This window comes from Bacillus sp. GW821-FHT01G09, assembly GCF_059422205.1.
Genome location: NZ_JBWKWL010000002.1, coordinates 762,773 through 776,351 on the forward strand (window position 1 = coordinate 762,773; position 13,579 = coordinate 776,351).

Consider the following 13,579-nt stretch of genomic DNA (forward strand, 5'->3'; position numbering starts at 1 on the left):
TTTGATTCGTGTGCTTGTAGTTGATGATTCAGCTTTTATGAGAAAAATGATAAGTGATTTTCTGACCGAGGAAAAGCAGATAGAAGTAATCGGAACTGCGAGAAACGGAGAAGAAGCGCTTAAGAAGATTGAATTATTAAAACCGGATGTTATTACTCTTGATGTTGAAATGCCGGTCATGAATGGGACAGATACGCTCCGCAAAATTATTGAGATTTATAACTTGCCGGTCATTATGGTGTCTAGCCAGACCGAGAAAGGTAAAGAATGCACAATTAATTGTTTGGAGATCGGTGCCTTTGACTTTATCACAAAGCCATCAGGCTCAATATCTCTGGATCTATACAAAATTAAAGAACAATTAGTTGAGCGAGTCGTCGCGGCAGGACTTTCCGGCAAGCAGAAACGTCCTGTTTCCCAGACAGTTCGGCCCGAACCTATTGTGCGTGCTGTCGTTAAGCCTGAATTAAGCAAACCGAAACCTGGCACGGGCAGACAAATTGTGTGTATCGGCACATCAACAGGCGGTCCACGGGCGTTACAAAAGGTGATACCGAAGCTCCCTAAGGATTTGAACGCACCAGTGGTTGTCGTTCAGCACATGCCTGAAGGGTTTACTGCTTCTTTGGCTGATCGGCTGAATCATTTATCTGACATTCAGGTAAAAGAAGCAAAAGATGGTGAAGCAGCACTTAATGGCTGTGTTTACATAGCACCGGGCGGAAAAAACATATCTGTTATTAAAAACAGCGGAGGTCTCCAGATTGTGCTTGATAACCTCGACACACCAAGCCGTCATAAACCATCTGCTGATTATTTATTCCGTTCTGTCGGGAAACTGTCAGACTATGAAAAAGTAGCGGTTATCATGACCGGAATGGGCAGTGACGGCACTGCAGGGCTAAAGGACATGCTAACAGCCGGCAATGTGAAAGCCATTGCGGAGTCTGAAGAATCATGTGTCGTATATGGGATGCCAAAAGCTGCTGTTAAAGCGGGTCTCATTCATGAAATTAAACATGTGGAAGATATCGCAGCATCCATCACAAGCTGTGTGAAAAAAGAGAGGGTGTGATTCAAATGGATATGAATCAGTATTTAGATGTCTTTATTGATGAGAGTAAAGAACATTTACAAACATGTAATGAAAAGCTTCTCCTTTTAGAGAAAGACCCGACTGACCTTCAGCTCGTACATGATATATTTCGGGCTGCCCATACATTAAAAGGAATGAGCGCAACGATGGGCTACACGGATTTAGCACATCTAACCCATCTGCTTGAAAACGTGCTGGATGCAATCCGAAACGGAGACATGGCAGTCACCTCAGACTGGCTGGATATTTTGTTTGAAGCTCTGGATCACCTGGAAGCAATGGTTCAGTCTATTATTGATGGCGGGGATGGTAAAAGAGATATCTCAGAAGTGAGTGCCAAGCTTGATGTGAATGGTGCGCACGCTGAATCCGCTGCCTCCGCGGAACCTGCAGAAGCACAGAGTTCAGCATCTGATTGGGAATATGATGAATTTGAACGTACAGTTATACAAGAAGCGGAGGAGCAAGGCTTCAAACGATATGAAATCAAGATTTCTCTGAACGAAAACTGTATGTTAAAAGCAGTTCGTGTCTATATGGTGTTTGAAAAACTAAATGAAGTCGGAGAAGTAGCCAAAACAATTCCAAGTGCTGAAGTGCTTGAAACAGAAGACTTTGGAACTGACTTTCAAGTTTGTTTCTTAACACATCAATCAGCGGAAGACATTGAACAATTAATCAATGGCGTGTCGGAAATTGAGCATGTTGAAGTCATTCAAGGGGCTCCTTTAACATCAGCCGAAAAGCCTGAAGAATCTAAGCAAGAAGATTCACCAGCAGCAGCTGTACCTGCGAAGCAGGAGAAACAAAAACAGCCTGCTAAAAACGATGAACAGGCGAAGCATTCAGCCGGCGGATCTAAAACAATTCGTGTCAACATTGACAGGCTTGATTCTTTAATGAACTTATTTGAAGAGCTTGTCATTGACCGCGGGCGTCTCGAGCAGATTGCGAAAGAGCTTGAGCACAATGAACTGACTGAAACGGTTGAACGAATGACGAGAATTTCCGGAGATTTGCAATCGATTATTCTGAATATGAGAATGGTCCCGGTTGAAACCGTTTTTAACAGATTCCCGAGAATGATTCGCCAGCTTCAGAAAGAGCTGAATAAAAAAATTGAACTCTCGATCATCGGTGCGGAAACTGAACTGGATCGTACAGTAATTGATGAAATCGGAGATCCACTCGTTCACTTGATCAGAAACAGTATTGACCATGGTATCGAGGCGCCGGAAACACGTTTGCAAAAGGGAAAACCGGAATCAGGAAAAGTTGTGCTTAAAGCTTATCACAGCGGCAACCATGTCTTTATCGAAGTAGAGGATGACGGCGCAGGCCTTAATCGCAAAAAAATTCTGGAAAAAGCGCTTGAGCGCGGAGTCATAACGGAAAAAGAAGCTGAAACCTTAGAAGACAACCAAATTTACGAATTGATTTTTGCTCCGGGGTTCTCAACTGCTGACCAAATTTCTGATATTTCCGGCCGCGGTGTCGGACTTGACGTTGTAAAAAACAAACTGGAATCTCTTGGCGGTTCAGTAAGTGTGAAATCAGCCGAGGGCCAAGGCTCTCTATTCAGCATCCAGCTGCCGCTTACCTTGTCTATTATTTCAGTTCTGCTGATTAAGTTGGAAGAAGAGACATTTGCCATTCCGATTTCTTCAATCATTGAGACAGCAGTTATTGACAGAAAAGACATTTTGCAAACGCATGACCGTGAAGTGATTGACTTTAGAGGGCATATTGTCCCTGTCGTTTATTTAAAAGAAGAGTTTAAAATAGAAGATACAAGAAAAGATGCGGAACAGCTCCATATCATTGTCGTGAAAAAAGGCGACAAACCTACTGCATTTGTGGTGGACTCCTTTATTGGCCAGCAGGAAGTTGTGCTGAAATCACTCGGAGATTATTTAACAAACGTCTTTGCAATTTCCGGAGCTACTATTTTAGGAGACGGAGAAGTAGCGCTCATTATTGATTGTAATGCACTGATTATTTAACCATTCGAGGAGGTGTCTCACATGACTGCAGAAATTAAAACAGGCGAAAAAATGATAGTCTTTATGGTAAATGGCAAAGAATATGCCATTTCCGTCACTCAGGTGAAATCAATTGAAAAATGGCAAAAGCCAACGAGGGTACCTGGCGTCGAACCATATATTTGCGGGGTAATCAATTTACGCGGGGTGGTGACTCCGGTTATTGATTTAAGAAAACGCCTGAATTTGCCAGAGTATGAAATTACCGATGAAACACGAATTATCATTATTGCTTATCGTGATATTGAAGTCGGCTGGATTGTGGATGAAGCGAATGATGTGATTACCGTACACGAAAGTGAAATAGAATCTGCTCCAGAAGGCGTTCAGAAAGATACGGATGTGTCGATCGAACAGATTGTGAAACAAGAGAACAGACTCTTAAATATTATTGATGCGAACGCGGTTTTGGATAAAGAATCATCTCAGTCCGCTGTGCCCGATCAAGCTTAATCTTAAAGGGGTTATGACATGAGTATTTTTAATGGAATCAAAGAAGAGCAGATGGACATTTTGCGGGAAGTCGGCAATATAGGCGCCGGCCACTCCGCCTCTGCAATGGCCCAGCTGTTAAATAGAAAGATAGATATGGAAGTCCCATTTGCAAAGCTGCTGTCTTTTGATGAGCTTGTTGATTTTTTCGGCGGCGCCGATGTCCCGGTTGCCAGCATCTTTTTAAGAATGGAAGGCGATTTAACGGGTTCAATGTTCTTTATAATGCCTTTTTTTCAGGCGGAGCAGTTTATCAGAGAACTGATTGGAAACCCCGACTTTGACATAGAGGACTTAGGTGAAGACCACATGAGCTCATCCGCTTTGCATGAACTGGGCAATATTTTAGCGGGGTCATATTTAACAGCTTTGGCGGATTTGACGAAACTCCAGCTCTATCCAAGTGTTCCTGAAGTCTCATTGGACATGTTCGGAGCTGTGATCAGCGAAGGGCTGATGGAGCTCAGTCAGGTTGGAGAACACGCCATTGTTGTCGACACGTCAATTTTTGACCAAAGCCATCAGCAGGAGCTGAAAGCGCATATGTTTATGCTGCCGGACTATGATTCATTTGAAAAGCTCTTTGTCGCCTTAGGTGCATCATTATGAGTACAACTGAGGCTGTTGTTATAAAGGTTGGGATTGCTGACGTGAAGATCGCCCGCTTCCCGGATACCATCCGGACCTCTGGTTTGGGCTCATGTGTGGGGCTGGTGCTTTATGATAAAGAAAAGCAAACGGCGGGTCTTGTTCATGTCATGCTTCCGGATTCGACGTTATCGAAAACTGCCGAGCTCAACCGGGCTAAGTACGCTGACACCGCCGTACAGACCACGATTGATATGCTGATAGAAGCGGGATGCCGGAAATTTGCATTAAAAGCAAAGCTGGCCGGCGGATCAGAGATGTTTAAATTTAAATCGACAAATGATTTGATGAAGATCGGACCGAGAAATGTATTAGCGATAAAAGAACAGCTGTCTTTATTTAATATTCCTATTATTAGTGAAGATACGGGCGGCTCAAGCGGCCGGACGATAGAATTTGAACCGAAGTCCTGCATGCTGCATATTCGAACTGTTAAACAAGGTGAAAAAACGATTTAATTAAGGTATTAGGGGGATAACAATGCAATCCTTGAATTATGAAGATCAGGTGCTTTGGACGCGCTGGAAAGAGTGGAAAGATCCTAAAGCCGGTGACGACTTAATGCGCCGTTACATGCCGCTTGTCACATATCATGTAGGCAGAATTTCTGTCGGGCTGCCGAAATCAGTGCATAAAGACGATCTTATGAGCCTTGGTATGCTTGGTTTATATGATGCCCTTGAAAAATTTGACCCCAGCCGGGACTTAAAATTTGATACCTACGCCTCGTTTAGAATTCGCGGCGCAATCATAGACGGGCTTCGTAAAGAAGATTGGCTGCCCAGAACCTCACGCGAAAAAACAAAGAAGGTTGAAGCGGCAATTGAAAAGCTTGAACAGCGGTATCTTCGGAATGTATCGCCCGCGGAAATTGCAGAGGAACTCGGAATGACGGTACAGGATGTCGTGTCAACAATGAATGAAGGTTTTTTTGCAAATCTGCTGTCAATTGATGAAAAGCTCCATGATCAAGATGACGGGGAAAACATTCAAGTCATGATCAGAGATGACAAAAATGTTCCGCCTGAAGAAAAGATTATGAAGGATGAACTGATTGCACAGCTTGCGGAAAAAATTCACGAACTCTCTGAAAAAGAACAGCTGGTTGTCAGTTTGTTCTACAAAGAGGAGTTGACACTGACAGAAATCGGACAAGTATTAAATCTCTCTACGTCCCGCATATCTCAGATCCATTCAAAGGCATTATTTAAATTAAAGAATCTGCTGGAAAAAGTGATACAATAATGAATTTCATGGTTAGCGAGTGAAAAACATGTCAACACTATTATGGCTTTTAAGCTTTACGCTCCACGGCGTTCTTCTGTACGCTGTCATTATCCTGTATACGAGGCTCGCTGCAGTGAAAGAAACAGAAAAACAGCAAAAACAGATACTTGAAGAGACGGAAAACACCTTGGCGGCATTTCTGCTTGAATTAAAAGAAGAAAATGAGAAACTGATAGAAAATAAAGCTTCATCTGCAAGTCAATCAGATGAAGAATCCCAAAAACCAGGCATTCAGCACTCTGAAACATATCAAGAGCGGGATCCAGTTCAAGAGGCAGAGAATCTTCCTGAACATATTGAAGGTCTGATTACAGAGGTTGACCGTCGGGAAGAGATCGTAAACAGTGAGGTCCAATCATTTGAAGACCAGGTCATAGAATTATATGAACAGGGATATTCGGCAAGTCAGATTGCCCAGAAAATGAAGAGCGGAAAGACAGAAATCGAGCTATTTTTAAAATTTCGCTCCAAAGGTGTAAAGGATTCTTGATTGTCGGATAAAGCTGTGTTATATTATGTCTTGGTGTTAAATACACACGCTTAACGATTTATGCAGAGGGTGCTGCAGGCGGCAGTTCTGCACAAAAATGACCTAAGCGGAGGAAAAAAACCATTATATTAGGAGGAAATAACATGTCAGTCATTTCTATGAAGCAATTGCTTGAAGCTGGTGTTCACTTCGGTCACCAAACACGCCGTTGGAACCCAAAAATGAAGCGTTACATTTTCACGGAGCGTAACGGAATCTACATCATTGACCTTCAAAAAACAGTCAAAAAAGTAGAGGAAGCTTACAACTTCACTAAAAATCTTGCTGCTGAAGGCGGAAAAATCCTTTTCGTCGGAACAAAAAAACAAGCTCAAGATTCTGTTAAAGAAGAAGCTCAACGCTCTGGCATGTACTATGTCAACCAACGCTGGTTGGGCGGTACATTAACAAACTTCGAAACAATCCAAAAACGTATTAAACGTCTTAAAGACATTGAAAAAATGCAAGAAAACGGTACGTTTGATGTACTTCCTAAAAAAGAAGTCGTTCAATTGAAAAAAGAATTAGAGCGTCTTGAAAAATTCCTAGGCGGAATTAAAGATATGAAGGATCTTCCTGATGCATTATTCATCATCGATCCTCGCAAAGAGCGCATCGCTGTTGCGGAAGCTCGCAAATTAAACATCCCTATCATCGGTATCGTAGATACTAACTGTGATCCAGATGAAATCGATGTTGTTATCCCAGCGAACGATGACGCTATCCGCGCTGTTAAACTTCTAACTTCTAAAATGGCAGATGCAATCTTAGAAGCGAAGCAAGGCGAAGAAGAAGCGGAAGTTGCTGAAGAAACTGCACCAGAAACAGAAACAACAACTGCGTAACCTATTCAAAAGGTGATAAGAGGGACTGCCTTTTATCACCTTTTTTCAAGAAAAATGTGTAATATACATACTCTTGTTTAAACATATAAGGAGGAATACAAATGGCAATTACTGCACAGCAAGTAAAAGAACTGCGTGAAAAAACTGGCGCGGGCATGATGGATTGTAAAAAAGCGTTAACTGAAACTGACGGAGATATGGACAAAGCCATTGACCTTTTAAGAGAAAAAGGGATTGCAAAAGCAGCGAAAAAAGCTGACCGTATCGCAGCAGAAGGTTCTACCCTTATTAAAACTGACGGTAACAAAGGCGTTATCCTAGAAGTAAACTCTGAAACTGATTTCGTTGCGAAAAACGAAGGCTTCAAAGAGCTTCTTAACACTTTAGCTGACCACCTTCTTGCAAACACGCCAGCAGATGTTGAAGAAGCAATGGGTCAAAAAATGGAAAATGGCTCAACTGTTGAAGAGTACATCACAAGCGCAGTTGCTAAAATCGGTGAGAAAATCACTCTTCGTCGCTTTACAGTTCTTACAAAAGACGACAGCTCTGCATTCGGTGCGTACCTTCACATGGGCGGCCGCATCGGTGTATTAACTGTTCTCAACGGTACAACTGATGAAGAAACTGCGAAAGATATCGCAATGCACGTTGCTGCAGTTAACCCTCGTTACATTTCTCGTGATCAAGTATCTGAAGAAGAAACAAATCATGAGCGTCAAATCTTAACTCAGCAAGCCCTCCAAGAAGGCAAACCTGAAAACATCGTAGCGAAAATGGTTGAAGGCCGTCTGAACAAATTCTTCGAAGAAATTTGTCTATTAGACCAAGCGTTCGTTAAAAACCCAGATGAAAAAGTGAAACAAGTTATTGCAGCGAAAAACGCTACTGTTCAAACTTTTGTCCGCTATGAAGTTGGAGAAGGCATCGAAAAACGTCAAGAAAACTTTGCTGAAGAAGTAATGAACCAAGTGAAAAAATAATGGTGAAAAGATTTCGCGGCTAAGTCGCGTCTTTTCAGGCAGTATAGGGGACACATTTTGTGTTCCCTATTTTTAAAACTATATTTACAAACCTTTTTTTCTCTTGCATAATAGAAAACGGCAATGTTTACACTTGGAGGTTATCATGGAAAAACCAAAATACAAACGTATCGTATTAAAGCTTAGCGGGGAAGCATTGGCAGGAGAACAGGGAAATGGAATTAACCCGACTGTCATTCAATCCATTGCAAAGCAAGTGAAAGAAATCGCTGAGCTTGAAGTCGAAGTGGCTGTTGTAGTAGGCGGCGGCAACTTATGGCGCGGAAAAACAGGAAGTGACCTGGGCATGGACCGCGCGACTGCTGACTATATGGGAATGCTGGCGACAGTAATGAATTCGCTTGCTCTTCAAGACAGCTTGGAAACACTCGGAATCCAGTCCAGAGTGCAAACATCCATTGAAATGAGACAAGTTGCTGAACCGTACATAAGAAGAAAAGCGATACGCCACTTAGAGAAAAAACGTGTCGTTATTTTCGCTGCGGGCACAGGAAACCCATATTTCTCAACTGATACGACAGCTGCACTGCGGGCTGCTGAAATTGAGGCAGACGTTATTTTAATGGCTAAAAATAACGTTGACGGTGTGTATAATGCTGATCCTAGAAAAGATGAATCAGCTGTTAAGTATGAATCACTTTCTTATCTTGACGTTCTTAAAGACGGCCTGGAAGTCATGGATTCAACAGCTTCCTCTTTATGCATGGACAATGACATTCCGCTTATCGTCTTTTCTATTATGGAAGAAGGAAATATCAAACGTGCCGTTATCGGTGAATCAATCGGAACGATCGTGAGGGGGAAATAACGTGTCAAAAGAAGTATTAACTCAAACAAAAGAAAAAATGGAAAAAGCAATTGCTGCTTATCAGCGCGAATTGGCTACTGTACGCGCAGGGCGTGCAAATCCATCATTATTAGATAAAGTAACGGTTGAATATTACGGAGCGCAGACACCTTTAAATCAGTTGTCTTCTATTAACGTGCCTGAAGCTCGTATGCTCGTTATCACACCATACGACAAAACAGCAATCGGCGATATCGAAAAAGCGATTTTAAAAGCTGATTTAGGTCTTACACCAACAAGTGACGGCAATATGATTCGAATTGCAATTCCGGCACTAACAGAAGAGAGACGGAAAGAATTAGTGAAAGTTGTAAAAAAATATGCTGAAGAAGCAAAAGTAGCTGTTCGTAACGTTCGCCGTGATGCTAACGATGATCTCAAAAAACTTGAGAAAAACGGAGACATTACTGAGGATGAACTGCGTGCTTCCACTGAAGACGTTCAAAAACTGACAGATGAATATGTGTCAAAAATTGACAGTGTCACAAAAGACAAAGAAAAAGAAATCATGGAAGTTTAATGAAAAACTATGTACAATAGATAATAGTGAAAAGACCCTCTCATGTTTACAGGGGGTTTTTTTGTTAATACTGTTGATTACATTGATTATCAGCAGGGAATGTAACCTTTTTGGGTGACGGAGGAATCTCATGCTCAACATACTCAAAAATTGGAAGAATCAGCAAACTGCGGCTTCCAACTTAGAACGTTATACAAAAGAAGACATACTTAAGGGAGAAATTCCCGAACACATCGCCATTATCATGGATGGAAATGGCCGTTGGGCTAAAAAACGCTCTCTTCCCAGAATTGCAGGCCACCATGAAGGGATGAAGGTGGTAAAAAGGACCACGAAGCTCGCAAACGAATTAGGTGTCAAAGTACTGACATTGTATGCATTTTCAACAGAAAACTGGAAAAGACCGAAAATGGAAGTCGATTTTTTAATGAAGCTTCCGGAAGAATTTTTGAATACGTATCTTCCAGAGCTTGTTGAGGAAAATGTACAGGTTCGGATCATTGGGGATGAAACGGCTTTGCCGGCGCACACATTACGTGCGATTGAAAAAGCTGTACAGGACACGGCGCAAAACGACGGAATGATCCTTAATTTTGCTCTTAACTATGGAGGCCGTACTGAAATTGTCAGTGCTGCAAAATCACTCGCGGAAAAAGTGAAGGAAGGCTCTTTGAATATTGAAGACATTGATGAATCGCTTTTTTCTACTTATTTGATGACTGAATCTTTGCAGGATCCTGAACTTTTAATTCGAACGAGCGGCGAGATAAGGCTGAGTAATTTTATGCTATGGCAGGTTGCCTACAGTGAATTTGTCTTTACTGACGTCTTGTGGCCTGACTTTAAAGAAGATCACTTCTTGCAGGCGTTAGGAGAGTTTCAGCAGAGAGGCCGGAGGTTTGGCGGAATTTAGAGGATGGTGGACATGAAACAAAGAATTTTGACAGGTGTTCTGGCAGCAATTGTATTTTTATTTTTGGTTATTGTCGGGAAATTGCCGTTCACCATATTAATTTATGCTATGGGCAGTGTGGCGCTTTTTGAACTTTTACGGATGAAAAAGCTGAAGCTGGTTTCACTGCCTGGTTTGATCGGTCTTTTATTATTGTGGATGTTCTTATTGCCAAGCCAGTATTCGTTTTTTGAAGCGGACGGAATTTCCAAAATGGAAATCGCTTTATTTGCGGTATTGCTATTGCTGACTTACACAGTGTTGGTCAAGAACACCTTTACTTTTGATGAAGTCGGATTTATTACGCTTGCAGCAATTTACATCGGAATGTGTTTTCATTATTTTATCGAAATCAGAAATCTTGACCAATACGGATTAACATACATTTTTTATGCGTGTGTTGTCATTTGGTCCACCGATTCCGGTGCCTATTTTGTCGGTAAATCGCTTGGGAAGCGGAAACTGTGGCCTGAAATCAGTCCGAATAAAACAGTGGAAGGGTTTGCAGGCGGAATTGTCATCGCACTTGTATTGGCGACGATTTTTCAGCTTGTTGCACAACTTCCGATCCCGTATATCTATCTGCTGTTGATCACGCTGTTTTTGTCTGTTTTTGGACAACTGGGAGATTTAGTGGAATCCGCGTTGAAAAGACATTACGATGTAAAGGATTCTGGGAATATTCTTCCTGGGCATGGCGGTATATTAGACCGTTTTGACAGTTTCTTGTTTGTCATGCCTTTCTTGTACTTTCTGCTTGCCCTTTTTTCATAAAAAAGTCTAATATGAATATGAGACTGATCATGCAGCAATAAGAATAGGAGTAGTGGCAACTTTGAAAAATATTTGTCTTTTAGGAGCAACAGGATCAATCGGCGAACAGACTCTTGATGTACTGCGTGCACATCAAGATCAATTTCAGCTGGTATCTATGTCGTTTGGCAGAAATATTGATAAGGCCGTTCCAATGATTGAGGTCTTTCAGCCGAAGTTTGTCTCTGTCGGTGATCTGGATACATATCATAAATTAAAACAAATGTCTTTTTCTTTTGAATGCCAAATCGGGCTGGGAGAAGAAGGGCTGATAGAAGCAGCAGTGATGGAGGAGGTTGACATTGTTGTCAACGCTTTGCTTGGAAGCGTCGGTCTTATCCCGACATTAAAGGCAATTGAACAGAAAAAAACAATTGCGCTTGCAAATAAGGAAACTCTTGTCACTGCAGGGCATATAGTAAAAGAACATGCTAAGAAATATGAGGTTCCGCTGCTGCCTGTTGACAGTGAGCATTCAGCCATTTTTCAAGCTCTTCAAGGCGAACAGGCTAAAAACATTGAACGCCTCATCATTACGGCATCCGGCGGAAGTTTTCGGGACAAGACGCGGGAGGAGCTCGAATCAGTAACAGTTGAAGATGCATTAAAACATCCAAACTGGTCAATGGGTGCAAAAATTACAATTGATTCGGCTACAATGATGAATAAGGGATTAGAGGTGATCGAGGCACACTGGCTTTTCGATATACCTTATGAACAAATTGATGTGGTTTTACATAAGGAGAGCATCATCCATTCAATGGTTGAGTTCCATGATAAAAGTGTGATCGCACAGCTCGGAACTCCGGATATGAGAGTCCCCATTCAATATGCGCTCACTTATCCTGACCGATTGCCATTACCAGATGCGAAAAGGCTTGAATTATGGGAAATCGGCAGCCTTCATTTTGAGAAAGCTGATTTTGACAGGTTCCGATGCTTACAATTTGCTTTTGAATCAGGTAAAATAGGAGGAACAATGCCGACAGTGCTAAATGCGGCAAACGAAGTAGCTGTCGCTGCCTTTTTAGCTGGCAAGATACCGTTTTTGGCTATTGAAGACTGTATCGAAAAGGCACTAACCCGCCATCAATTACTGAAAAAACCGAGCCTGGCGGACATTCAAGAAGTGGACAAAGATACCCGGGGATACGTCAATTCAATACTCACATAAGGTGGTATGTTCGTGAATACAGTTATAGCGTTTATCATTATTTTCGGAACGCTCGTTTTCTTCCATGAACTGGGCCATTTATTGCTAGCCCAAAGAGCGGGAATTCTCTGCCGTGAATTTGCGATCGGCTTCGGTCCAAAGATTTTTTCTTTCAAAAAAAATGAAACAGTCTATACGATCAGGCTGCTTCCGGTCGGCGGATTTGTTCGTATGGCCGGCGAAGATCCGGAAATGATTGAGGTGAAACCCGGATACACGGTCGGGCTTCTGTTTAATAAAGAAGATCAAGTTGAGAAAGTCATCATCAATCAAAAGGAAAAATATCCGGATGCTTTAGTCATTGAAGTGGAAACAGCGGATCTAGAGCATGACATGAAGATCACCGGTTATGAACAGGGGAAAGAGGACGAACTTTCCAGCTTTACTGTCAGCGAAACATCCTTTTTTATTGTAGACGGAGAAGAAGTGCAGATTGCGCCGTATAATCGCCAATTTGGTTCCAAACCTGTGTGGCAGCGGATTAAAGCAATTGCTGCAGGGCCGATTATGAACTTTATTTTAGCTTACGTCATTTTAGTGATGCTTGGGCTGATTCAAGGCGTACCGTCAAATGAACCTATGCTCGGGCAGCTGACAGACAATGGACGGGCGGCTGAAGCAGGGCTAAAAGAAGGGGATTATATCCAAAGCATAAACGGAGAGAAAATGAGGTCTTGGACTGACATTGTCTCCGCTGTAAAAGAAAACCCGGATAAAGAAATGGACGTTGCAGTAAAAAGAGATAACAAAACGCTTCATATTTCGGTGACTCCGGAAGCTGTTAAAGATGAGAACAAAAAAACAATCGGACGTTTCGGTTCCTATGCGCCGACTGAAAAAGGCGTACTCTCAGCGGTTGCTTACGGCGCGACATCAACAGTTGATGTCACCAAAGCCATTTTAACCAATCTGAGCAAATTAGTAACAGGCCAATTTAAACTCGATATGCTGTCAGGTCCTGTCGGCATATATGACATGACAGACCAAGTGGCGAAAACAGGGATAGTGAACTTATTTCAGTTTGCGGCGTTTTTAAGCATTAACCTTGGGATTGTCAACCTGCTTCCGATTCCGGCACTTGACGGAGGAAGACTGTTGTTTCTATTTATTGAAGCGATTCGGGGCAAACCGATTAACAGGGAAAAAGAAGCATTTGTTGTGTTTATCGGAGTAGCTTTCTTAATGCTTCTTATGCTGGTTGTCACATGGAACGATATCCAGCGGCTGTTTTTGTAAACGAAAAGTAAATCAA

At 42.1% G+C, this 13,579-nt stretch carries 15 protein-coding genes; all 15 read left to right on the top strand.

Going from position 1 to position 13,579, the window contains the following annotated elements:
- Nucleotide 1: 1 nt before the first annotated feature.
- Complete coding sequence (gene cheB, locus AC07VD_RS09400) at nucleotides 2-1,075, top strand: protein-glutamate O-methylesterase CheB (RefSeq protein ID WP_350416092.1); 1,074 nt, start codon at nucleotides 2-4, stop codon at nucleotides 1,073-1,075.
- Nucleotides 1,076-1,080: 5 nt separating this feature from the next.
- Nucleotides 1,081-3,099 (top strand): chemotaxis protein CheA, encoded by a 2,019-nt coding sequence (cheA, locus tag AC07VD_RS09405; protein WP_015483230.1) that lies wholly within the window; start codon nucleotides 1,081-1,083, stop codon nucleotides 3,097-3,099.
- Between the two features lie 21 nt (nucleotides 3,100-3,120).
- Nucleotides 3,121-3,591 (top strand): chemotaxis protein CheW, encoded by a 471-nt coding sequence (cheW, locus tag AC07VD_RS09410; RefSeq protein WP_003231938.1) that lies wholly within the window; start codon nucleotides 3,121-3,123, stop codon nucleotides 3,589-3,591.
- 18 nt (nucleotides 3,592-3,609) lie between these two features.
- A complete protein-coding gene (gene cheC / locus AC07VD_RS09415) occupies nucleotides 3,610-4,239 on the top strand; it encodes a CheY-P phosphatase CheC (RefSeq protein ID WP_003231935.1) in 630 nt (209 codons plus the stop codon).
- Nucleotides 4,236-4,736 (top strand): chemoreceptor glutamine deamidase CheD, encoded by a 501-nt coding sequence (gene cheD / locus AC07VD_RS09420; RefSeq protein ID WP_003244852.1) that lies wholly within the window; start codon nucleotides 4,236-4,238, stop codon nucleotides 4,734-4,736. Before cheC ends, cheD begins: the two co-directional genes overlap by 4 nt.
- A 22-nt stretch (nucleotides 4,737-4,758) precedes the next feature.
- On the top strand, nucleotides 4,759-5,523 hold the full coding sequence (gene sigD, locus AC07VD_RS09425) for an RNA polymerase sigma-28 factor SigD (protein ID WP_003220911.1): 765 nt from the start codon (nucleotides 4,759-4,761) through the stop codon (nucleotides 5,521-5,523).
- Between the two features lie 28 nt (nucleotides 5,524-5,551).
- Nucleotides 5,552-6,055 carry a swarming motility protein SwrB gene (swrB, locus tag AC07VD_RS09430; protein ID WP_046160407.1) on the top strand — a complete coding sequence of 168 codons (504 nt, stop codon included), beginning with the start codon at nucleotides 5,552-5,554 and terminating at the stop codon, nucleotides 6,053-6,055.
- A gap of 143 nt (nucleotides 6,056-6,198) precedes the next feature.
- The gene (gene rpsB, locus AC07VD_RS09435) at nucleotides 6,199-6,939 is read left to right on the top strand and encodes a 30S ribosomal protein S2 (RefSeq protein ID WP_003220918.1); all 741 of its coding nucleotides are present in this window, start codon (nucleotides 6,199-6,201) and stop codon (nucleotides 6,937-6,939) included.
- A gap of 101 nt (nucleotides 6,940-7,040) precedes the next feature.
- A complete protein-coding gene (tsf, locus tag AC07VD_RS09440) occupies nucleotides 7,041-7,922 on the top strand; it encodes a translation elongation factor Ts (protein WP_003231929.1) in 882 nt (293 codons plus the stop codon).
- 145 nt (nucleotides 7,923-8,067) lie between these two features.
- Nucleotides 8,068-8,790: a UMP kinase gene (gene pyrH / locus AC07VD_RS09445; RefSeq protein ID WP_003220923.1), complete on the top strand. Its 723-nt coding sequence runs from the start codon at nucleotides 8,068-8,070 to the stop codon at nucleotides 8,788-8,790.
- A gap of 1 nt (nucleotide 8,791) precedes the next feature.
- Nucleotides 8,792-9,349 carry a ribosome recycling factor gene (frr, locus tag AC07VD_RS09450; RefSeq protein ID WP_003231927.1) on the top strand — a complete coding sequence of 186 codons (558 nt, stop codon included), beginning with the start codon at nucleotides 8,792-8,794 and terminating at the stop codon, nucleotides 9,347-9,349.
- Between the two features lie 130 nt (nucleotides 9,350-9,479).
- Nucleotides 9,480-10,262 carry an undecaprenyl pyrophosphate synthase gene (uppS, locus tag AC07VD_RS09455; protein WP_003231925.1) on the top strand — a complete coding sequence of 261 codons (783 nt, stop codon included), beginning with the start codon at nucleotides 9,480-9,482 and terminating at the stop codon, nucleotides 10,260-10,262.
- A gap of 3 nt (nucleotides 10,263-10,265) precedes the next feature.
- Nucleotides 10,266-11,075, top strand: coding sequence for a phosphatidate cytidylyltransferase (gene cdsA, locus AC07VD_RS09460; RefSeq protein ID WP_003231924.1), 810 nt, complete (start codon nucleotides 10,266-10,268; stop codon nucleotides 11,073-11,075).
- Nucleotides 11,076-11,136: 61 nt separating this feature from the next.
- A complete protein-coding gene (gene dxr / locus AC07VD_RS09465) occupies nucleotides 11,137-12,288 on the top strand; it encodes a 1-deoxy-D-xylulose-5-phosphate reductoisomerase (protein WP_217017798.1) in 1,152 nt (383 codons plus the stop codon).
- A 6-nt stretch (nucleotides 12,289-12,294) separates the two neighbouring features.
- Complete coding sequence (gene rseP / locus AC07VD_RS09470) at nucleotides 12,295-13,563, top strand: RIP metalloprotease RseP (protein ID WP_080332235.1); 1,269 nt, start codon at nucleotides 12,295-12,297, stop codon at nucleotides 13,561-13,563.
- Nucleotides 13,564-13,579: the final 16 nt, after the last annotated feature.

What these genes read in the sequence shown, in the direction of transcription:
- cheA (WP_015483230.1), top strand. Translation starts at nt 1,081, where the DNA reads ATGGATATGAATCAGTATTTAGATGTCTTTATTGATGAGAGTAAAGAA.
- cheW (WP_003231938.1), top strand. Translation starts at nt 3,121, where the DNA reads ATGACTGCAGAAATTAAAACAGGCGAAAAAATGATAGTCTTTATGGTA.
- cheC (WP_003231935.1), top strand. Translation starts at nt 3,610, where the DNA reads ATGAGTATTTTTAATGGAATCAAAGAAGAGCAGATGGACATTTTGCGG.
- cheD (WP_003244852.1), top strand. Translation starts at nt 4,236, where the DNA reads ATGAGTACAACTGAGGCTGTTGTTATAAAGGTTGGGATTGCTGACGTG.
- sigD (WP_003220911.1), top strand. Translation starts at nt 4,759, where the DNA reads ATGCAATCCTTGAATTATGAAGATCAGGTGCTTTGGACGCGCTGGAAA.
- swrB (WP_046160407.1), top strand. Translation starts at nt 5,552, where the DNA reads ATGTCAACACTATTATGGCTTTTAAGCTTTACGCTCCACGGCGTTCTT.
- rpsB (WP_003220918.1), top strand. Translation starts at nt 6,199, where the DNA reads ATGTCAGTCATTTCTATGAAGCAATTGCTTGAAGCTGGTGTTCACTTC.
- tsf (WP_003231929.1), top strand. Translation starts at nt 7,041, where the DNA reads ATGGCAATTACTGCACAGCAAGTAAAAGAACTGCGTGAAAAAACTGGC.
- pyrH (WP_003220923.1), top strand. Translation starts at nt 8,068, where the DNA reads ATGGAAAAACCAAAATACAAACGTATCGTATTAAAGCTTAGCGGGGAA.
- uppS (WP_003231925.1), top strand. Translation starts at nt 9,480, where the DNA reads ATGCTCAACATACTCAAAAATTGGAAGAATCAGCAAACTGCGGCTTCC.
- cdsA (WP_003231924.1), top strand. Translation starts at nt 10,266, where the DNA reads ATGGTGGACATGAAACAAAGAATTTTGACAGGTGTTCTGGCAGCAATT.
- rseP (WP_080332235.1), top strand. Translation starts at nt 12,295, where the DNA reads ATGTTCGTGAATACAGTTATAGCGTTTATCATTATTTTCGGAACGCTC.